Origin of the sequence: Solitalea lacus (assembly GCF_022014595.1) — a bacterium.
GTDB classification, from domain to species: Bacteria; Bacteroidota; Bacteroidia; order Sphingobacteriales; family Sphingobacteriaceae; genus Solitalea; species Solitalea lacus.
The window spans coordinates 437101-457123 of the sequence record NZ_CP091740.1 but is presented as its reverse complement, the minus strand read 5'-3'; the positions used below and the strand labels follow the sequence as shown (position 1 = coordinate 457123).

Genomic DNA, 20023 nt, shown 5'->3' with positions numbered 1-20023 from the left:
GGTTGGTTAATTTAATGTTTTCCCCAATAATTATTTCTTCCATCTTGCTTCACAGCATCAGCCTTTAACAATAAGTCTGAAGCATTTCTATATAAAACAACTTCTTCGCCTTTCTTAAGTTGCAAAGAATAAGTGTCATTCCCTAAATCCTTCAATTGTACCTGGCCTTTAATCTGTAGCTTTCCCTCTATATTTGGACGAATAATACAAGGCTCACCAGCCAAGCTTTTTATCTTTACCCATTTTGTTTCTCCGTCTTTTCGAACCGCACTGATTAAAAATGCGCCTTCCGTTCTTAAGTTTTCAAATGACAGATCCTTCCATGAAGATGGAACTGCAGGGAAGATCCTGATCTTATCACCCCAGCTTTGTAATAGTAACTCCTGAATAGAGGTAGCGGCAGCCAGCGGTGTTTCAATTACAGGCCCTTCTTCTAAATACATTGTATTAGGTTTCGTATAGCCGAATAATTGATTCAGATAGTCAAGAGCTTTATCACCTTGGCCCATTACGGCATGTATTGATGCACTGCCTGTAAATGAAAATCCGGCAAATTCCGATTTAAGACTAAGCCAATGTTGCAATGATTTTTCTATCAGCGGCCTGTTTTCTGGTTGCTCCCAATTCATGATGCACAAAGGATGAATCATCAGCATGTGTGAATAATGACGGTGGGATTTATTAAATGCCACATCCCGGCCTATCCGCAAGCCATTGGTGTCCGTAGGATAATCGGTAAGATTGATCAATACATCTTTCCATCGTGAAGCAAGGCTATCACTCGGATTTAGCTTTAATAAAGTTTCACAGCCCCAACGAAACAATGACAAATCATAATTACAATCTCTGGTGGTACCACCGGGGTATTCTGGCGAATAAGTATGCGGCAAATGCCATTTACCATCCTCTTCTTTCCTCATCACATCAAGGTAATAGTTGATACTTCCCTTTAATAATGGAAAAAGTTTTGTTTTTACACTTTCGTCCATAGAATATCGGTACTGCAACCAGTAATTATATAGACACCAGGTAAGATTTCCCAACTCGAGGTCCGATTCTGAAGCAGTTGTATCTCGTATTGGGTTCACTTTTATCGAACTGGACAAATCACTCGTAGCAGCGCGGCCCAGCGCCAGCGCATTGTGTCTGTATACTGCCGGCACATTCCTGCTCAGGTTCTCTTTGCCCTCATCAATCATTTTTACAAGCCCATTGGCTAATTCCAACTGATTGGCTGCGTAAAGCGGCGAATAGGTCAACTGAATATTCAGGTTAAACCAATAAGCCGGCCATGGTGTATGCCGATACCAAGGGCCCATCAAATCTAAGGCTGGTTTCCCTTCCCTGGTGGCCGATGCCAGTTTATATTGCTGTATCCAATAAAAACTTTCCATTCGTGCATCGGGCAGCGATATAAAACTCTGCGGATAATAATGATGCCACCATTGTCGGTGTACATTCAATAATTGCTGCAAGTTATCTTTTGCGGCATTGCTGACGGTTTGTACAGCTTCATCAGCGGAGGATTGTTTTCTATTGATAGCAACTGAAAGGTAATATATTCTACTGTTCGCTTTATTGTTTTCGGCCCATGCCGTAGTGTAGTCGCCGCCGGCAAGCATCGGCTGCTTACAGTATTCAACAGCTCCAGCCGTTTCAAGAATGGAGGGCGGATTAGCCACATATCCATTAGGAGCCTTCCTGAATTTTGTGCGGCCGCTAATGGAAACTTCGGGGTGAAACTGCCATTGAAATTTTCTTTCACCGGCACTCACTTTCGTTTCAAAAACAATAACGTTCATCTGTGAAAGTGTATAGGTGCGCCATTGAATCGTTCCTTTATCGGTTACAATCGTTCCATTTGCTTCAGCATTCCATAAATAAAGCCGGGCGGTATTCTTTATAATTTTTCCTTCCGGTCTGAGCTCAAAATGTCCGATGGGTAAACGAGCTTTTTGAAATGCCGGCGAACCTTCTCTTCCATCTACTACATCCGTACGACCAACCTCCAGGCGCAAGGCATTGCTATCCTTCATGTAAAGCATAGCGCCAAGCAAACCATTGCCGGTAAAAACTCCTTCTTCCCATTTGGTAGTAAGCGTATCAAACACCAAATCATTGCGGGAAAGGAATTTTTGCCAATTGATAACAGTAGTATTTGATTGAGCAAAACCTGCTTGCACAAGGAATACTGATATGATGAGGAAATAGAAAATCTCTTTTTTGTTCATTTGTTGTTTAATGTCATCGGTCGTTTTTTATGCCAACACCAAATTAATAAACGCAAATCTCTTGTAGTACACGTGTAATCTCATCATACTTATTAGCAGCTATCCAGTCGTTTTTAATTAAACTACTCCCCAAGCCCATGGCAATAACATTATTGTCCACCCATTTATCAAGTTCAGCTTGTTTAGCCTCGATTCCGCCGGTGACTATAAATTTAGTATCCGGAAAAACATCTTTCATGGCTTTGGAGAAACCAACACCCAATGCATTTGCTGGGAATAACTTGATCAGACTACAACCCAATTGAACAGCTTTGTTTATTTCTGTTGGCGTCATACAACCGGGAACCCACAATAGTTCTTTTTCCAAACAAAAAATACCTGTTTCTTCATCCATTGCTGGACTTACAATAAAGGCGGCGCCTGCTTTCCAAAAGCATTCTGCTTCTGCTTTGTTTTTAATGGTTCCTATTCCAAGAATCATATCCGGATAACGTTCCAATGCATGAACTCGAAGTTGAGAGAAGTTCTGTAAAGCATTTCCCCCTCTATTCGTAAACTCTACAACCCTAATTCCGCCATCATAACAAGCTTTGAGCAACTTAAGGCACACTTCTATGTCTTCGTGATAGAACAAAGGCAAAATCTTTGATTTAGTAAGTTCCTGAATGGTATTTTTTTGTTTGTTATGAATTTTCATATACCAATTGTTGAATGTTTTCAAAGGGAGTTGTGTTACAATCTCCCAAGACAAAAAGTTTACTAAAGGCTGAAGCAGTGGCAAATTTTAAGGTAACCGAATAAGGAAGCTGATCTCTTAGACCTAAGATTAATCCAGCCATAAAAGCATCGCCCGTTCCAACTTTATCAACTATTTTATTAGAAGAGTAAACTGACGAAATATAATATTGATCGGCATGTAGTGAGGAAAAATAACGAATGGTGTTCTCATGCACTGAAAAACGATACGTATAAGCCACAGCTTTGCAATTTGGGAATTGCTGTTTTAGTTTTAAAGCCGATTCCTCACCCGCATTCAAATAAACGGAGTCGTTTAGATTTTCACCGCCAACACTTGAACAAACCGGAATACCCAGCATTTTTTCAGCCGCCCACATATTGCCCATTACTATATCACAAAAGCTCACTAGCTCAGGCATCACCTCAATAGGCTCAACACCATAGTTCCAGAGCTTTGAACGATAATTTAAATCAACTGAAGTTGTGATCCCCAATCTCTTTGCATAGACCAAAGCTTCTTTACAAATATCTACATGAGCTTGCGACAAGGCCGGAGTGATTGCGCTCCAATGAAACCAATCTACATTATGAAAGACTTTTTCCCAATCGATTAGACCTGGTTTCAATTCTGAAAAAGAAGAATGTGCCCGGTCATAGATCACTCCCTGATTTTTTAGATCGGCTCCCTGAGTAAGATAATAAGCTCCGATTCGATTTCCGCTCAACATAACTGAATCCGTTTTGACTCTGCGCTCTTTTAGTTTAGCTAAGACCAGTTGTGTTAAATCATTATCAGGCAGAGTGGTCAAATAAGAAACATTTTGCCCCCAGCGACCTAAAGCAGAGGCTACATTAAGTTCCGCTCCTCCTATAAAAAAACCAGCATTTTGTTCCTCTAACTCAGGACTTATTCTGAATAATAGTTCTCCAAAGGTGAGTATGTTTTGGGTATTGGACATTTAAAGTTGAAATAGTTTATTGCGTTGTAATAGCTGATATTCTCAATTAATTCTCCTATTCCAGGAATATCGTTTGGCAATATTCCCTGCTCCATTTCCTGGCCAAGTTTGGCACATAAAATTCTTCTGAAATAATCATGACGTGAAAAAGAGAGAAAGCTGCGAGAATCAGTAAGCATGCCAACAAAACAACTTAGAAGACTTATATTAGAAAGGGCGTCAAGCTGTTTTTCAATGCCATCTTTTTGATCCATGAACCACCACGCAGCCCCATATTGAACCTTCCCTTTAATTCCAGCCCCTTGGAAGGAACCGGCTAACGCTGCAAACCTTTCGTTATCTGCAGGAGAAAGATTATAAAGGATTGTTTTGGCAAGTTGATTATTTTGATCTAACTGATTTAGGAAAAACGCTAAACTTTCCACCTGCGAAGTGCTTCCTATAATATCAACACCTGCATCAGCTCCCAGTAAGTTTAGTAAACGGGTATTCACATTTCTGAGTGCTCCTAAATGAAATTGTTGCACCCATTGCTTTTGATGATAAATTTTGCACAGCTCTAGTAATAAAACCATTTGATAGTTTAGAACTTCCTCTTCAGAGAGAATATAAGTACCTTCTATCGCCTTTTTCAACATTACATCAGCTTTGGTAAATGAATAATCTTTACAAAAAGGAATGGCTTTCAAACCGTAATCGGCCAAACTGCAACCATGTTCTGCAAAAAAATCGATACGGTTTTGGAGGGCAAGTAAAAGATCACTCAAAGATTGTATAGACACACCAGCCGTGTCTCCCAATTTTCGAAGATATACCTGAAAATCAGCTTGATCTATCTGAAAAATTTTATCGGGCCTAAAGGTTGGAAGCATTAACACTTTATTCTGCTCCCTTGCCATTTGCCTGTGCCATTGTAAATCATCCGTTGGGTCATCCGTCGTGACAATCACTTCAACTTTAAACTTATTTAGCAATCCTTGAGGTGAAAACTCCGGTTGCTGCAATAAATTGTTGCAGTGTCGATAGATAGCCTCTGCATTTCCTTCATTTAATAATTCATTTACCCCAAATGGATTTTTTAATTCCATGTGCGACCAGTGGTACAAAGGGTTACGAATGGTATGAGGCACAACCTTTGCCCACTGAATAAACTTCTCTTGATCAGTTGCGTTCCCTGTTATATATTTTTCATCTACACCCATTGTTCGCATAGCTCTCCACTTGTAATGATCTCCCTTTAGCCATATATCAGTCATATTTGCAAAAGGGGTATTAGTTGCTGCAATTTCAGGAGAAAGGTGATTATGATAATCGACAATAGGCATATTTGCCGCATGCTGGTGATAGAGTATTTGAGCTGTTTTACTGGTAAGTAAAAAATCTTCGTGCAAAAATGTTTTCATGGATTTATTCTAAATGTCCAGGACGATTAAAACGATTTTAAAAGACTACATAGAACTAACAATGCCCAACTCAAGTCCTCTTAATTCGGCAAGTCCTTTTAATCGGCCAATTGCGGAATATCCGGGGTTGGTAAACTTGTTTAAGTCATCAAGCATTTGATGTCCATGATCAGAACGATAAGGGATTGCATGCTGTACTTTTTGCTGAATCATTAGCAGCTCTTTCATCACACTAAACATATTAACATCACCGCCCAAATGGTCAGCTTCAAAAAAGTTTCCTTCCTTGTCCTTACTTACATTCCGCAGATGAACAAAATGAATGCGATCGCCAATGGATTTAACTATTTCAGGTAGATTATTCTGAGAAGAAGCTCCTAATGAACCGGAACAAAAACATATTCCGTTTGCAGGAATATTTACCTCCTTTAAAATAAATTCAAAATCTTCTTTAGAATTCACCACACGTGGAAGCCCTAGGATATCAAATGGAGGATCATCAGGGTGAATAGCGAGTTTAATTCCACACTCTTGAGCAATCGGAGCTATTTCTTGCAAGAAATATTTTAGATTTTCCCGAAGTTCGGCTTGGCCAATATGCTCATAAGTAGCAAGTGCTTTTCGAAGGAGATCCAGAGTCAGTTCTTCCTCACCAGGAATACCAAGTAAAACAACAGAAGTCAATCGCTCAATTTCTTCTGTCGACATATTCTCAAAACGTACAGAAGCTTTATCAAGTGAATCACTACTGTAATCGTTTTTTGCATCCTTTCGCTGCAGAATATGAACATCAAATACAATTAAATCAAGCCAATTAAAATACAGCGCTTTAGCGCCATTAGGCATTTCATAATTTATAGATGTGCGGGTCCAATCAAGCACCGGCATAAAATTGTAGGTAACTATATTGACACCACATTTTGCCAGATTTCGTATTGTAGTTTTATATTTTTCAATGTACTCCTGATAATTTCCGCTATGCGTCTTAATAGTTTCGTGAACAGTAACACTTTCTACCACTGACCACCGAAGCCCGCTACCTTCAATTTCTTTCTTACGCTTCATAATCTCATCCACTGGCCACACTTCTCCGTGAGGGATATGATGTAAAGCTGTAACAACACCTGTAGCTCCTGCCTGCCTTACATGCTGTAAGGATACCAAATCATGTGGCCCAAACCATCGCCAGGTTTGTTCCATCATTTTTAATCCTGATACATTTAAAGTATCAATATTTATATTGTTGTTTTCTAAAAAGTGCATTTTGTAAAAATTATTCCAAGGAGATTTTAAAAACCAATAGAGTTACCTCCATCAACGGGAATGGTCACTCCTGTAACAAATCGGGCCGCATTTGATGCCAGGTATACAGCAGTATGGCCTATATCCTCCGCTTTTCCGAAAGCAGCCATAGGAGTACGTCCTAAAACCTTTGCTTTTCTTTGTGGATCACCATCCATTGCTTTCAACATCATCGGTGATTCTATGAATCCAGGAGCAATGGCATTAATTCGTACTCCGAATGGTGAAAATTCAGATGCCAAGCCCATAATCATTCCCTTCACTGCAGATTTTGACGCTGAATAAGGAGCCACGCGATCAATACCATACATAGCAGTCATGGATGAAATCATGATGATAGAACCTTGCTTACGAGGCAACATTCTTTTCGCGCATTCGCGTGTCAAGGCAAATACTGCATTTAAATTTGTATGAATAATTTGATTAAAATCTTCGTCAGTAACCTCTATCGCGGGTTTTTTCATATTAATTCCAGCGTTATTTATTACTATATCAATCGGGCCATAAGCTTGCTCAACCCTATCAACAAGAGCAGGAATTGTATTAAGTTCATTTATATCGTGAACTATATATTGAGCATTTTCGCCTAACTCTTTTACTGCCTCTAATAAAACAGGTTCTCTTCTGCCAGTAATTATTACTTTGGCTCCAGCATTACACATGGCCTGCGCCATCCCAATACCTAAGCCGGTGCCCCCACCTGTGATCAGTGCCAATTTGCCTGTTAAATCAAAAGGATTTATTGTCATTTTTAATTTGTTTTGACGAATGACTAAAAAGTCTATTCAGATAAATAATTGTGTTTGTATATTTTTATTAGGCCGTTGTTAAGACTTGCGTCGTTTCTTTTTTGTTGCTTAACTTGGGTGCAATAACAAATAAAACCACCCAGGCCAATAGGTAAGCGAATCCACATACAACAAATAAGATATTGTATCCCGTATTCATTGCTCCTATTGATTTATAATATTCTAATAAACTTCCGACAAGGAGAGGGAATGCAATGCCGCCTATTGCTCCAGCCATTCCACCTATACCTACAACCGAGCTTACTGCTTCCTTTGGAAAAAAATCAGAAACAGTAGTGAAAATATTTGCTGACCACCCTTGATGTGCTGCTGAAGCCAAACTAATCAATCCAACTATCACCCATAATTGATGTGTAAATTGTGCAGTTACAATTGGAAATACACAAAAAGCAAGAAGCAACATGGTGCTTTTACGGGCCTGAGTAACCTGCCACCCTCTTTTTATCAGATAAGACGATATATATCCTCCGACAATGCTTCCTATACTAGCGGCTGTATATATAATTATCAAAGGCAGACCTGTTTTTTTAAGATCTAATCCAAAAGAAGAAGCAAAATAAGATGGCAGCCAAAACAGAAAAAACCACCAAACCGGATCAGTAAGCAACTTTCCAATTGCAAATGCCCAAGTATGTGGCATTTTTAATAAGCTTACGATTGATATTTTTTCTGTTTGAAAAACCATTTCAACTTTACCATCGTCTTGTTGTATATGATGTAATTCTTTTTCACTTAAACGTTTGTGTTTTTGCGGAATCTCATATAAAAACCACCAAAACAATAGCCAAATAAACCCTAAAGCTCCTGTATAAATAAATGCTTCCTGCCAACCAAAACTGGCCACTATAAAAGGAATTACAGCAGGCGCTACAATTGCACCGATATTAGCTCCCGAATTAAAAACTCCTGTAGCTACAGCCCTTTCTTTTTTGGGGAACCATTCTGCCACAGACTTAATTGCCGATGGAAAATTACCTGCTTCGCCAACACCCAAGGATGCTCTGGCTACAAAAAAACCGAAAGTGCTGCGCGCCAAAGCATGTCCCATAGCAGCCAGACTCCATAATATAATTGATATGGCATACCCTAATTTAGATCCAATTTTGTCGACTAAACGACCAAAGAATAAAAGCCCTAGTGCATAGGATGCAGTAAATCCCATTACAATAAAACTATAATCCTTTTCCGTCCAATTGAACTCTTTTTCCAATACAGGCTTTAACAGGCCAATTATCTGCCTATCCATATAATTGATGGTTGTAGCGAAGAAAAGCAACGCACAAATTGACCACCTGTATTTGCCAATATTTTGCATAGTTTGGTTTAAGTATAAAGTATTTTTAATGTCTTTATGACGACTGAAAATAGAATGGTTAAGTTTATAAAACAACTATGAAACTTTTATAAATCCTCTAAGAAGTCAGGAAAACGTTTGAAGATGTCGGTTCAAACGTTTTCCTGATTTTAAGATAATTTGAAGGTTAGGATTTTATTAGAGCCATAGGCATTATTTTTTTGATTAAGGAGAAGAAAGAAGGGGGGGCGAGAAAATCCAAGCTTTTAACCCAACTTAAATTTTGTCTGTTTTGGGATTGATAAAGCTTAGATAGTTTTTAATGACGTTATTAGTACGAATAGGAAAGTGGCCATTAGTTGGCTACTTGTCCTCTCACACCACCATAAGTACCGTTCGGTATACGGCGGTTCCTTAATTTAGTTTTCGAGCAGTCAAATAACTTTTCGTCAAAGAGGGATATCCGGCGTCTTTTAGCCGACTATTGGTAAAGGATGTCGACAGTATCCAGCTATTGGCGATGTGCCAATAGCCTTTTCGGGAGTTTGAAAACTCCCATGCCCTGGACCGACTAATACCTAATTTTACCAAGTTCTGCATCATGCGGCCGAGTACAAGCACGTTGCGATGGGGCTAATCGCTGTACTTAATGAAAGAATTAGCTTAAACCTTAGTAAAATTAATTATGAGCCTGTTGTCTAGCAATGATTATGGCCGGATATTAACCGATCTGAAAGAAAAAATCAGACAGGCCCGACTAAAAGCAGCTGTAGCTGTAAATACCGAATTGCTAAGTGTGTATTGGGAAATCGGCAAAACAATATTAGAGCAGCAACAAACAGAAGGTTGGGGAGCTAAAATCATTGATAGGTTAGCAGCCGACTTAAAAGCAGAATTTCCAGATTTTAAAGGCCTATCCATAAGAAATCTCAAATACATGAGGGCTTTTGCAGAAGCCTATCCCGATTTACAAATTGTGCTACCCCCAGGCTACACAATTACAGAACGATGAAAATAAATCTATAACAATTGTGCAAGTGGCACTTGCACAATTTGAAGATCAAGAAAAAGTGCAAGCGCAACTTGCACAATTAACTTGGTACCATCACATTTCTTTATTGGATAAGGGTTAAGGATATCAACGAACGTCTGTTTTATATCCGAAAGACTATTGAAAACGGCTGGAGTAGAAATGTAATGGTACTTCAAATCGAGAGCAACCTTTACAAGCACCAAGGGAATGCCATTACCAATTTCGCTAGCACTCTGCCGGCATTGCAATCCGATCTTGCTACAGAAACACTAAAGATCCTGTTTTCGCATAGTGGCAACGGGAACGGGTGTATCACCAATTTTTAAATAATTAAAAATCAATAGCGTCCTAAACGATAAAAAAGAAAGGGAAGGCATTAAGGAACAGGATGGCGGGATTTTAGTCACCCTTTATAGAAATCGCTATACCGAAGATCAACTTAAAAATCTAGGATTAAATGATAGACAAGTAAAGGCGGTCTTATATGTAGCAGAGCATAAAAGTATCACTAATAGTGGATATCAAACGCTTTATAATACTTCTGAAAGAACTGCACTACGTGATCTTGAAGAGTTGGTAGAAATAAACATTCTCATTAAAAGTGGTCAGAAAAAAGGTACAGTGTATAAAATTAGCTCTGGCGGATAAATGTACTACCAAGACTATGGAAGCTTTACTAAATGTTTACTGCAGTGCTCTGTCAATCGAGGTTTTAATTTTATAGTTACCGGTTTCTTTTGAATAGCGCCCGTAAATTAATGCGGGATGAACTCCTACCTTTTTAGCAAAATCATACACGTGTTTTGTATTATGAATGGTGCTTTTGGCTGTAAAATCTTGCCATGCATGCTTATCTATTAATGCGTCGGCAGAAAACTGATTGGCTTCAATTTCCTCCTTACTGTTGCCATATCCGTTATCACTATCTTCTAAGTCTATAAATTCGGCCGTGTTATTATTTACCAGGTGCAAGAAAATGTGTCCTAACTCATGCATAATGGTAAATGCAAAATTATCAATACGCAGGTGCCTTAAACTGATGCCGACTGCAGGATTGCCATTGCTCCAAAATGAGATACCGTCAATAGCACATTTATCTGGTTTTTGCTGAGCAACGAGTTTAATTCCGTGCCTGCCGAGCGTCAGCTGAGTCAATTCAACCGTATTTTTATTAGCTCTAAATATTTGCTTTAATTCTGCTAATAACTGCTCCTTCGAGCTACAATCAAATGCTGCTACGCTTAGTTGGGTAGCCTTGTAGTTTACTAACTTTACCCAGCCAATTAGGTTAATTTTATCAATTTCTAATTTTTCTGATTTACGAAAACAGGCATAACTCGTTTTGCTGTACACGCTGATTAATTCGTCAGAATTTTTAGCTCCATAGATAGTAAACACCGTTTCTATATCTTTTAACGGATTGCCACTGATGACACTGTGCTTTTTATAGAACTTTAATGGGATATAATTTTTAATCATATCCCATCTGTCCATGGCCTCCAGTTGGGCCCTGTTTTTTTCTTTAATGCGGGCAATAGCTAAATCAAAACCACTTTGTAAATTCATCCACAAATCCGCATCCATTTGTAGCGCTTTACCAATACGGAGGGCAATATCGGCATTTATTCCTCTTTTGCCTTTGATGATTTCATTCAATTGGGTGCGCGGAATACCTGTTTGTAGTGCAAAGTCTTTTTGTTTTATAGCGTTTGCCTCGAGTTCTTCCTTTAAAACTTCGCCCGGGTGAGTGGCATTTGCCGGAACAAGTTCTTTAATATGAATAGTCATAGTGTTTTGACTGTTTTTTTACAAGGCAGCCTTCCTTTTTAAAGTTTAACAAAACCTATTGGTAATGATTACTTAATTCTTCAATCTCCAACAAGATGATTTCAAACGGCTCTTCATTAGCGGTAACTTCTTCAAAGATGATTCGGTATTGCATATTTACACTTACCGAACTTTTGCCTCTTAAATTACCTGTTAACTTTTCATAGCGAAGGGTTTTAAATTGAAATGCTTGTTCTATATTCTGTAATGACTTTAACTTATCTATCGTTTTTATATACTGTTTTATTAGTGTGGGGTTGGATTTATATGCTTTATCTGTTATTTTCTTGCCTTCATATAAATCTGCCAACACTTGCTTCTTAAAACTAATTTCCATTAAACTTTCGAAAGGTAAATGTGCAACAAAAGTAACTAAAAATAACTATAAAATATTCACGATTTTGTGAATATTTTACTGAATTGTTTACGGCTTCATGCTTTATTTTAGCTTGCTTTAGGTTCCGCAACTTGTCCGGGTGAGCCAACGCTAAATCCCTCAATCACTTTCTGTTTTTTAATTACTGAAAATCCAAAATATAATGGATTAATTTTTTGGGAATTTGGTCGAACAATTGTCGCGTGCGAATCAACAGTTATTAAATCTTCGGGCAACCTTTTTACAATTGCAATGCGTCCCAAAGTTCCTACTCCTGTTGAGTTAACAAGGATATCATATAAGTTAACTTTTTTTGCACTGGCATTTTTTGAGAAATTGTCATGCCTCCTACTAAACTCAAATAGTACCTTATTTTCTCTAATACATTTTTGATTTAATACACATCAAGCTCCGAAGTGAGTTTTAGCAACCGGGCGGGGTAGGATCAGACTCAAAGTTGTGGAGTTAAGGATAAAAGATGATTTTTGTGGAGTAAGAACTTATTATGCACGACTCCTTTCAAGCCCTTCTTCATCTGATTATTCCCGAAGGTGTTTCTGACTATTTCAAACTGGTTGATCATAAAGAACAGCCCAATGCCCTTCATTTTTACCTGGAAGAACTCAATACCATTAAGGTTTTTTCGATGAAATTATTTTACAGGATTTTCCCATCCGGGGTCGGGAGGTGTTCTTGCATGTTAAACGTCGCCGGTGGATGAATCTGGACACCCAGAAGGTAGTTTACCGCAATTGGGAGGCAGTAGCCAAGGGAACGCGAATCACGAAGGATTTTGCGGCTTTTTTAAAAGCAATCAGCCGATACTAAAGCCCACAGCCTGCAAACAATCGGTTCTTTTTACGGCATTAGCGGTAAAAAATTGCAACGGTATTACCGGGACAAACTTAGTGACTACTCTGTTTGGAAAAATAAGGATATGGCTCGCAAAGGACTTATTTTTGAACAGAACATTGGCCCTTTTCTATCCATCGATGAAACTTCCCTCTCCCAGGGGGAGCTCTATACCGCGAAGGGACCAAATCCGAGAATATCATCCCTTTGTTGCAGAAAATCCCCTTAAAGCAACGTAAGCAAGTACAAGAGATCACTTTAGATTTAGCGGGCAACAAAGCCTGATTGCTAAAAAAAGCTTTCCCAATGCCACTCAGGTGATCGACCGCTTCCATGTTCAACAGCTGGCCACAGAAGCCCTGCAAGAGATACGGATTAAATACCGCTGGGAGGCAATCGAGGCAGAATATCAAGCATTGGAAGCGGCTAAACTATCCAAAGCAACCTACCACCCTCCAGTGCTTTCCAATGGAGATACCTTAAAACAACTACTGGCCAGGAGCCGGTACCTCTTATATAAGCAGGAGGCTAACTGGACTGCTGAACAAACCGAACGGGCCCAACTCCTCTTTGAAAAATACCCTACCCTAAGAAAAGCCTATGATTTAGCGCAGAAACTATCCTGGATCTTTCAGGACAATCGGGATAAGCTCTATGGGTTTGCAAGATTAGCCCGATGGAATGAGCAGGCGGAACAGTCTGGATTCAAGTCCTTCAATACCATCTCCCGAACGATCATCAATCACCACAAGAACATTCTCAATTATTTCGACAACAAAAGCACCAATGCCTCTGCCGAATCGTTCAATGCGAAAATTAAGGCCTTTCGAGCACAATACAGAGGAGTGGGAAATGTCAATTTTTTCCCTTTCAGGCTTGCTAACTTTATGCTTAGTCCACAGGTTTTGATCCAGATCCGTTGGGTATCTCTCTAAGGAAGTATATACAGTTAGCTATATACACTTGCAACAAAAACGCCCTTAGAAGCTAATCTAAGGGCGAATTTAAGCGGACCTTAAAGTACAAATATCGAACCTTTTCTTATTGGATTTAAAGCGATTAGCAAGTATAACCGTCTAATAATGGTTGTTTGTTAATCGCTTTTTTATTTCCTATTAATTAAAAACTAGGACTATGAAAAAGCTAAAAATTAGGGCTGCGAAACAAATTGATTTAGTTGATTATTTAGCCTCATTAAATCATCTACCACAAAAGACCCGGAATCAGGATTATTGGTATCTTTCACCATTAAGAGCAGAGCAAACGCCTTCATTTAAAATAAATCGCAAACTTATTGTGTGGTATGATCATGGGCTCGGTCAAGGAGGGAATCTGATTGATTTTGGTATTCTCTTTTTTAAGTGTTCTGTCAGTGACTTTCTTGAACGTTTGGCTCAGCATAAATCCTTAACCCCTTTTTCTTTTCACCCGCCTCTTTCTCTAGTTGATGAAAAGAAAAACACAGATGAAAGTAAAATCGTTATCCTCAATTCGCGTTCGCTTGCGGATAGATCTTTAACGGATTATCTACAATCCCGTTGTATTCCTCTCCAACTTGCAAGCTCTTCCTGTAAGGAAGTTGATTTTTTACTATATGGCAAGATGCACACAGCAATTGGTTTTCAAAACAATTCAGGAGGATATGAATTCAGAAACAAGGATTTCAAAGGTTGTTGTTCACCCAAGGATTTTACCCTTTTTGAGAATAACAGCAAAGAAATAAATGTTTTCGAAGGCTTTTTCAACTATCTGTCTTTTTTAACAATAAATCATAGGTTAAAAATGCAGTCTTCCAACTTCCTAATTCTAAACTCGCTTTCTTTCCTTAAAAAAGCAGTTCCGATCATCGATAAACATGACAGAGTAAACCTTTATTTAGATCGAGACCCAAACGGTATTCAAAATACTCAGCAACTCTTAAAATTAGATGAGCGTAAGTACATCGACCAAAGTCTCTTATACCAAAATCACAATGATTTAAACGATTGGTTAATTCATAAAAAACAAGACATAAAACACAGTCAAAGGATAGGAAGAAAACTGTAACGATTAGCAGTAGCCAGCTATGTTTTGGTATAACCAAAACGGCTGGCTCTCTTCATGCTATCGCATTCAGAGAGAGGATTTTTTTCATGCTATCGCATTCAAAAAATTAGAGGGAGGATAATATGCAAACGCAGATTGTTGTCAGAAAAAACAAGGGTGGTCGACCTAAAAAGACTGTAAAAAAAGATCAGTTGCTTGCAGTCAGGTGCACCTTGTATGAACGTAGGATTATTGAGGCTAAGGCCAATAGTGTGAGCCTTTCTGTTTCAGAATACTTTCGAGAAATAGCAATTAATGGGAAAGTTGATAAACGGCTAAAAGTACTGCCCAAAGAAGTGCTTTTATTTACTGCAACGCTGAATCACTTAGCAGCCAATTTAAATCAGATTGCAAAGAAACGGAATGGGATTGAAGAGTTAAGCGTATTGGAACGGGCAGAATTAAAAGTACAATCAACCCAAGCTAAAGAATTGGCATCGGCAATAAAGCAGTATTTATTATGATCGGACATGTATCTATTGGAAAATCCTTTTATCACTGCATCAGTTATTGCTTGGAAGATAAACAGGAACTTTCTGAACAGCAGAAAAAATCTTTATCGCTTAGTGATCATTTGCAGCATATAGACCGTGCAGAAATACTTGCCTTTAACAATTGTTTTGGAAACAAACGTGAACTGGCTAGTCAATTTAAGGATGTGCAAAAGCTAAGTAAAAGAGTAGAAAAGCCGGTTCTTCATTTATCCTTGCGACTGGCTCCTGATGAAATCCTTACTAAAAACCAATTGATTGAAATCGGCCAGGCTTGCGCAAAAGAGTTTGGCATAGAGGATCATCAATACATCTGTGTATTGCATAAAGACACTAAAGAACAGCATATACACATCGCAGCAAATCGCGTAGGGTTCGATGGTAAGGTTGCCTCTGACAGCAACAACTATAAACTCATGGCAAACCTTTGCCGTCGATTGGAAAAGCAATATCAACTGAAAGAAGTCTTAAATCCTCGAGCGTTTTTATCTCCTAAGGATCGAATGCTTCCTAGATATGATCAGCGTAAAGAAAAACTAAAAGCGGACATTAAATTGACCCTGTCTAAAGTCTCTCAGTATTCTTTATTTGAAAAAGAAATGAAAGTAAAGGGCTATATCGTTATTAAAGGCCGGGGAATCTCGTTCATTGATTCTAAGAAAGTAAAGATCAAAGGCAGCGAAGTGGGGTATTCTCTATCAAAAATTGAAAATACTCTCTTAATGAATCAAAAATTGAAACAACTGGAACCAAAACAATCTGATACATCATTTATCAACCATACACTAAGTGAGAAAAACAACTTAATGAATCACAAAAGTATTTTGTTGGGTGGATTTACGGAAAACAGCTCTTCAAATTTACTTCACCAACTTCTAAAAAATGAACCAGAGGTAGCAGAAACCAATCCTCAACTATTAAAAGAAACTAAGCGCAGAAGGAAAGGATTAAAGATTAATAGATAATTGTTTGATGATTAAAAAGATGCATTATGGAAAAGAAAACCGAAACAATTGCAAAAGAAACCCTTGAAATAGTGTTGGAAGAATTCACGAAAGAGCAGCAAACAATTAATCAGACTGTAAACGATTTGATTTCAGCTGTTAATGAACTGAATGGCAAATTCGACAGTTTTCAGAAAAAGCGGTCCCTCACGGAAAACAATGCTGTAAAAATTGATATCATGCCTATCCAGGAAATTATAAAAAGCGGCATTGTTGATATGAAATTAATAGTAGGCTCCCAGCCTAAGAGTATCATTAAAAAATTTCAAATCTTATTATTTCCCGAACAGGACGCAAAACTCTTTTATAAAGTCGTTTTCAGCCGTTGGCTGCTTTGGCTCGTACTTCTTTTGTTTATTACCAATCTTTATAAGTGGGGGATTCATTGGAGTGAAGCCCAGCAAACAATTAAAATTAAACAATTGGAAAATGAACGGATTCAAAAAGCTTGGGATTATCTCTATAAAAAAAATGGCAAGGGGGTGAAGCGATTAATGGATGAGGCCATTTCCAATAGTGAACAACAATAGACGCCTATTACACTTACTCAAGGCATAAGGCCCTGAAACTTATACATAAACCTGTATTGTATGAGCGAAGAAATTTTAATGATACCGACACTAGCTCATAAGAGGCTCAAATTTGAGTCTAAAAACCTTTGCAAATGTGCTAAGGCTATATAGGTGCGTTGCTAATTGCAAACGTCAGAAAACGTAATTTTACCTATAGAATTGTTTCCCCGGTTTTCGCTAATTTGCTCCACTGAAGCAAAATCATTTCTGCTTATAAAATTATTCTACAAATGTCTGAAGATCAAAAACGAATACTCGAACAACAATTATGGAATATTGCCAATACTTTACGTGGCAAAATGGATGCTGATGAATTCCGTGATTATATATTGGGTTTCATCTTCTATAAATATCTTTCTGAGAAAATGCTGATGTATGCCAACGACATTTTAAAGGAAGATGGCATTACGTACAATAATATCAATGAAAATACGGATGAAGGCCTGGAATACTTAGCCGCCATTAAAGAAGAATCACTTTTAAAGCTGGGTTATTTTTTAAAGCCGACGGAGCTTTTCTCTGAAATTGCCAAACGAGGTAACTCCATAGCCGATGATGAAGAAGCTGATGTGAAAAGTAATTTCATACTGGAAGATTTAGGCAAGATCCTCAACAGCATTGAGCAAAGTACCATGGGTACCGACAGTGAAGATGATTTCGATAATCTGTTTGAAGATCTCGACCTCACCTCAACAAAATTGGGTCGTACAGAATCTGCTAAAAACAGTTTGATTGCCAAAGTACTTGCGCATCTGGATAAAATAGACTTCCAGTTAAAAGATGTTAATTCAGATGTACTGGGCGATGCTTATGAATATCTGATCGGGCAATTTGCCAGTGGCGCCGGCAAAAAAGCAGGTGAGTTTTATACGCCGCAACAGGTTTCAAAAGTATTGGCCAAACTGGTTACTACTCGTAAAACCCGCTTAAAATCAGTGTACGACCCCACCTGCGGTTCGGGTTCATTGTTATTACGAGTTGCCAAAGAAGTGGATGAAGTTTCTAACTTTTACGGACAGGAATTAAACCGTACTACCTATAATCTGGCACGCATGAACATGATTTTACATGATGTGCATTATCAAAAGTTCGACATAAAACAGGAAGACACGCTGGAACACCCGCAACACATCAACGAACGCTTTGAAGCCATTGTGGCCAATCCACCATTCTCTGCCCATTGGAGTGCCAGCCCATTGCACATGAGCGATGACCGTTTTAGCCAGTACGGCAAACTAGCCCCGGCAACCAAAGCCGATTTCGCTTTTGTGCAGCACATGATACACCAACTGGCCGATAATGGAACCATGGCTGTAGTATTACCGCATGGCGTTTTATTCCGTAGTGCAGCCGAAGGCCATATACGCCGGTATTTAATTGAGGACCGCAATTACCTGGATGCTGTTATAGGTTTACCCGCCAATATTTTTTATGGCACCAGCATACCTACCTGCATTTTAGTTTTTAAAAAATGTAGAGAAAACGAAGGCGATATTTTATTTATTGATGCCAGCAAGCATTATGGTAATGGGACTAATCAAAATTATTTAAGAGAACAAGATATTGATAAAATCATTACCACTTACCGCGAGCGTTCGGCAGAGGAAAAATACAGCTATGTAGCCAGCCTGGAGGAAATAAAGGGAAACGATTTTAACCTCAACATTCCACGTTATGTAGACACCTTTGAAGAAGAGGAAAAGGTTGATTTACAGACTATAGCTCAAAAGCTAAACGATTTAGAAAACGACATAAAGGCTACCGATGCCTCAATTTTAGATTTCTGTAAACAATTAAATCTTGTAACTCCATTTTTAACCTTAGAAAGTAATGTCATTCATTAAAAAAGCACCTACCCTACGTTTTTCTGAGTTTAGCGGAGACTGGGAAGAAAAAAAACTGAGTGATATATTTGAAAGGATTTCACTTCCAGTTGAAGTAGATGAAACTAAATTATATCAGCAAATAGGAATTCGTTCACATGGTAAAGGAATCTTTCATAAGGATTATGTAACAGGGGCATCCTTAGGTAATAAGCGTGTCTTCTGGATAAAGGAAAATGTTTTTATAGTAAATATTGTTTTTGCCTGGGAGCAAGCTGTAGCCAAAACAACAATGAAAGAAATTGGAATGATAGCATCCCATCGATTCCCTATGTACCAACCAATATATGATAAGTTAAGTCTTGATTATATACTTTATTTATTTCTAACTAAGAAGGGTAAAGGTTTATTAGAAATGGCTTCTCCTGGAGGAGCAGGGAGGAACAAAACACTTGGTCAGAAAGAGTTTGAAAGATTGAGAATAATTATTCCTTCACTTCCTGAGCAACAAAAAATCGCTTCCTTCCTTACCGCCGTGGATGATAATATCCAACAATTGACTAAGAAAAAAGCACTCTTAGAACAATACAAAAAAGGCGTTATGCAGCAACTCTTTAGCCAGCAAATCAGGTTTAAAGATGAAAACGGCAATGATTTTCCAAAATGGAAAGAAAAGACGTTAGGAGAATTATGTAATATAGTTAAAGGGGAGCAATTAAATAAGAGTGAGTTACGTGAAATAGGAAAATATCCAGCACTTAATGGAGGAATTGACCCATCTGGCTACACGGATGAATGGAATACGATTGAAGACACTATTACAATTAGTGAAGGTGGTAACTCTTGTGGTTATGTTAATTACATGAAAACCAAATTTTGGAGCGGCGGACATTGTTATTCCCTTTCAAATCTAGTTGAAGGACTTAAAAAGCCGTTTCTATATCAAATTCTTAAATTTAATCAGAATGAGATCATGCGTTTAAGGGTTGGTTCTGGACTGCCGAACATTCAAAAGAAAGATATTAATTGTCTCAAATTACTTATTCCTTCTCCTGATGAACAGGAAAAAATCGCAAATTTCCTATCTGCAATAGATGATAAAATCAAACTGGTTACCATTCAGTTAGAAAAAAAGCAAACGTTTAAAAAAGGATTATTGCAGCAAATGTTTGTATAATATGTCTAAAAAAAGTAACATTGAGAAAAATAAACCTATAAGTTGAT

19 protein-coding genes are annotated in these 20023 nt (G+C 38.3%); 10 read left to right on the top strand and 9 right to left on the bottom strand.

The window, feature by feature from the left end:
• Window positions 1-11 precede the first annotated feature (11 nt).
• The 7 genes from L2B55_RS01970 to L2B55_RS01940 all read right to left on the bottom strand — a co-directional run bounded on the left by L2B55_RS01970 (window position 12) and on the right by L2B55_RS01940 (window position 8757).
• Entirely contained in the window at window positions 12-2231 is a 2220-nt protein-coding gene (locus L2B55_RS01970) for a glycosyl hydrolase family 95 catalytic domain-containing protein (protein WP_237848613.1), read from the bottom strand.
• 43 nt (window positions 2232-2274) lie between these two features.
• Window positions 2275-2928, bottom strand: coding sequence for a beta/alpha barrel domain-containing protein (locus L2B55_RS01965; protein ID WP_237848612.1), 654 nt, complete (start codon window positions 2926-2928; stop codon window positions 2275-2277).
• Complete coding sequence (locus L2B55_RS01960; RefSeq protein ID WP_237848611.1) at window positions 2915-3928, bottom strand: sugar kinase; 1014 nt, start codon at window positions 3926-3928, stop codon at window positions 2915-2917. Before L2B55_RS01960 ends, L2B55_RS01965 begins: the two co-directional genes overlap by 14 nt.
• The gene (gene uxaC / locus L2B55_RS01955) at window positions 3877-5331 is read right to left on the bottom strand and encodes a glucuronate isomerase (RefSeq protein ID WP_237848610.1); all 1455 of its coding nucleotides are present in this window, start codon (window positions 5329-5331) and stop codon (window positions 3877-3879) included. Before uxaC ends, L2B55_RS01960 begins: the two co-directional genes overlap by 52 nt.
• 45 nt (window positions 5332-5376) lie before the next feature.
• The gene (gene uxuA, locus L2B55_RS01950) at window positions 5377-6594 is read right to left on the bottom strand and encodes a mannonate dehydratase (protein WP_237848609.1); all 1218 of its coding nucleotides are present in this window, start codon (window positions 6592-6594) and stop codon (window positions 5377-5379) included.
• A 26-nt stretch (window positions 6595-6620) separates the two neighbouring features.
• The gene (locus L2B55_RS01945; protein WP_237848608.1) at window positions 6621-7382 is read right to left on the bottom strand and encodes an SDR family NAD(P)-dependent oxidoreductase; all 762 of its coding nucleotides are present in this window, start codon (window positions 7380-7382) and stop codon (window positions 6621-6623) included.
• 67 nt (window positions 7383-7449) lie between these two features.
• Window positions 7450-8757, bottom strand: a complete 1308-nt coding sequence (locus L2B55_RS01940) for an MFS transporter (protein ID WP_237848607.1) — start codon at window positions 8755-8757, stop codon at window positions 7450-7452.
• Between the two features lie 664 nt (window positions 8758-9421).
• On the opposite strand from L2B55_RS01940, the gene L2B55_RS01935 reads away from it, so the two are divergent.
• Window positions 9422-9748: a DUF1016 N-terminal domain-containing protein gene (locus L2B55_RS01935; RefSeq protein ID WP_237848606.1), complete on the top strand. Its 327-nt coding sequence runs from the start codon at window positions 9422-9424 to the stop codon at window positions 9746-9748.
• Window positions 9749-10453: 705 nt separating this feature from the next.
• On the opposite strand, the gene L2B55_RS01930 is transcribed toward L2B55_RS01935, so the two are convergent.
• Together L2B55_RS01930 and L2B55_RS01925 are read right to left on the bottom strand one after the other, a co-directional pair.
• Window positions 10454-11557: a HigA family addiction module antitoxin gene (locus L2B55_RS01930; protein ID WP_237848605.1), complete on the bottom strand. Its 1104-nt coding sequence runs from the start codon at window positions 11555-11557 to the stop codon at window positions 10454-10456.
• Between the two features lie 55 nt (window positions 11558-11612).
• Window positions 11613-11933: a type II toxin-antitoxin system RelE/ParE family toxin gene (locus L2B55_RS01925; RefSeq protein ID WP_237848604.1), complete on the bottom strand. Its 321-nt coding sequence runs from the start codon at window positions 11931-11933 to the stop codon at window positions 11613-11615.
• 544 nt (window positions 11934-12477) lie between these two features.
• Here L2B55_RS01925 and L2B55_RS01920 point away from each other — a divergent pair.
• The 9 genes from L2B55_RS01920 (at window position 12478) to L2B55_RS01885 (ending at window position 19976) form a co-directional block, all read left to right on the top strand.
• Entirely contained in the window at window positions 12478-12693 is a 216-nt protein-coding gene (locus L2B55_RS01920; protein ID WP_237848603.1) for a hypothetical protein, read from the top strand.
• Window positions 12660-12800, top strand: coding sequence for an ISAon1 family transposase N-terminal region protein (locus tag L2B55_RS19020; protein WP_420854513.1), 141 nt, complete (start codon window positions 12660-12662; stop codon window positions 12798-12800). The genes L2B55_RS01920 and L2B55_RS19020 overlap by 34 nt, the downstream gene beginning before the upstream one ends.
• Before the next feature lie 341 nt (window positions 12801-13141).
• Window positions 13142-13759, top strand: coding sequence for an ISAon1 family transposase (locus L2B55_RS01915; RefSeq protein ID WP_237848602.1), 618 nt, complete (start codon window positions 13142-13144; stop codon window positions 13757-13759).
• Window positions 13760-13958: 199 nt separating this feature from the next.
• Window positions 13959-14870, top strand: a complete 912-nt coding sequence (locus L2B55_RS01910; RefSeq protein WP_237848601.1) for a toprim domain-containing protein — start codon at window positions 13959-13961, stop codon at window positions 14868-14870.
• A 122-nt stretch (window positions 14871-14992) separates the two neighbouring features.
• Window positions 14993-15373: a plasmid mobilization protein gene (locus tag L2B55_RS01905; RefSeq protein WP_237848600.1), complete on the top strand. Its 381-nt coding sequence runs from the start codon at window positions 14993-14995 to the stop codon at window positions 15371-15373.
• 50 nt (window positions 15374-15423) lie between these two features.
• Window positions 15424-16365 carry a relaxase/mobilization nuclease domain-containing protein gene (locus L2B55_RS01900; RefSeq protein ID WP_237848599.1) on the top strand — a complete coding sequence of 314 codons (942 nt, stop codon included), beginning with the start codon at window positions 15424-15426 and terminating at the stop codon, window positions 16363-16365.
• A gap of 26 nt (window positions 16366-16391) precedes the next feature.
• Window positions 16392-16934, top strand: a complete 543-nt coding sequence (locus L2B55_RS01895; protein WP_237848598.1) for a hypothetical protein — start codon at window positions 16392-16394, stop codon at window positions 16932-16934.
• A gap of 272 nt (window positions 16935-17206) precedes the next feature.
• Window positions 17207-18820 carry a type I restriction-modification system subunit M gene (locus tag L2B55_RS01890; RefSeq protein WP_237848597.1) on the top strand — a complete coding sequence of 538 codons (1614 nt, stop codon included), beginning with the start codon at window positions 17207-17209 and terminating at the stop codon, window positions 18818-18820.
• Complete coding sequence (locus L2B55_RS01885) at window positions 18807-19976, top strand: restriction endonuclease subunit S (protein WP_237848596.1); 1170 nt, start codon at window positions 18807-18809, stop codon at window positions 19974-19976. The genes L2B55_RS01890 and L2B55_RS01885 overlap by 14 nt, the downstream gene beginning before the upstream one ends.
• The last annotated feature ends 47 nt before the right edge of the window (window positions 19977-20023 follow it).

What these genes read in the sequence shown, in the direction of transcription:
- L2B55_RS01970 (WP_237848613.1), bottom strand. Translation starts at nt 2,231, where the DNA reads ATGAACAAAAAAGAGATTTTCTATTTCCTCATCATATCAGTATTCCTT.
- L2B55_RS01965 (WP_237848612.1), bottom strand. Translation starts at nt 2,928, where the DNA reads ATGAAAATTCATAACAAACAAAAAAATACCATTCAGGAACTTACTAAA.
- L2B55_RS01960 (WP_237848611.1), bottom strand. Translation starts at nt 3,928, where the DNA reads ATGTCCAATACCCAAAACATACTCACCTTTGGAGAACTATTATTCAGA.
- uxaC (WP_237848610.1), bottom strand. Translation starts at nt 5,331, where the DNA reads ATGAAAACATTTTTGCACGAAGATTTTTTACTTACCAGTAAAACAGCT.
- uxuA (WP_237848609.1), bottom strand. Translation starts at nt 6,594, where the DNA reads ATGCACTTTTTAGAAAACAACAATATAAATATTGATACTTTAAATGTA.
- L2B55_RS01945 (WP_237848608.1), bottom strand. Translation starts at nt 7,382, where the DNA reads ATGACAATAAATCCTTTTGATTTAACAGGCAAATTGGCACTGATCACA.
- L2B55_RS01940 (WP_237848607.1), bottom strand. Translation starts at nt 8,757, where the DNA reads ATGCAAAATATTGGCAAATACAGGTGGTCAATTTGTGCGTTGCTTTTC.
- L2B55_RS01935 (WP_237848606.1), top strand. Translation starts at nt 9,422, where the DNA reads ATGAGCCTGTTGTCTAGCAATGATTATGGCCGGATATTAACCGATCTG.
- L2B55_RS01930 (WP_237848605.1), bottom strand. Translation starts at nt 11,557, where the DNA reads ATGACTATTCATATTAAAGAACTTGTTCCGGCAAATGCCACTCACCCG.
- L2B55_RS01925 (WP_237848604.1), bottom strand. Translation starts at nt 11,933, where the DNA reads ATGGAAATTAGTTTTAAGAAGCAAGTGTTGGCAGATTTATATGAAGGC.
- L2B55_RS01920 (WP_237848603.1), top strand. Translation starts at nt 12,478, where the DNA reads ATGCACGACTCCTTTCAAGCCCTTCTTCATCTGATTATTCCCGAAGGT.
- L2B55_RS01910 (WP_237848601.1), top strand. Translation starts at nt 13,959, where the DNA reads ATGAAAAAGCTAAAAATTAGGGCTGCGAAACAAATTGATTTAGTTGAT.
- L2B55_RS01905 (WP_237848600.1), top strand. Translation starts at nt 14,993, where the DNA reads ATGCAAACGCAGATTGTTGTCAGAAAAAACAAGGGTGGTCGACCTAAA.
- L2B55_RS01895 (WP_237848598.1), top strand. Translation starts at nt 16,392, where the DNA reads ATGGAAAAGAAAACCGAAACAATTGCAAAAGAAACCCTTGAAATAGTG.
- L2B55_RS01890 (WP_237848597.1), top strand. Translation starts at nt 17,207, where the DNA reads ATGTCTGAAGATCAAAAACGAATACTCGAACAACAATTATGGAATATT.
- L2B55_RS01885 (WP_237848596.1), top strand. Translation starts at nt 18,807, where the DNA reads ATGTCATTCATTAAAAAAGCACCTACCCTACGTTTTTCTGAGTTTAGC.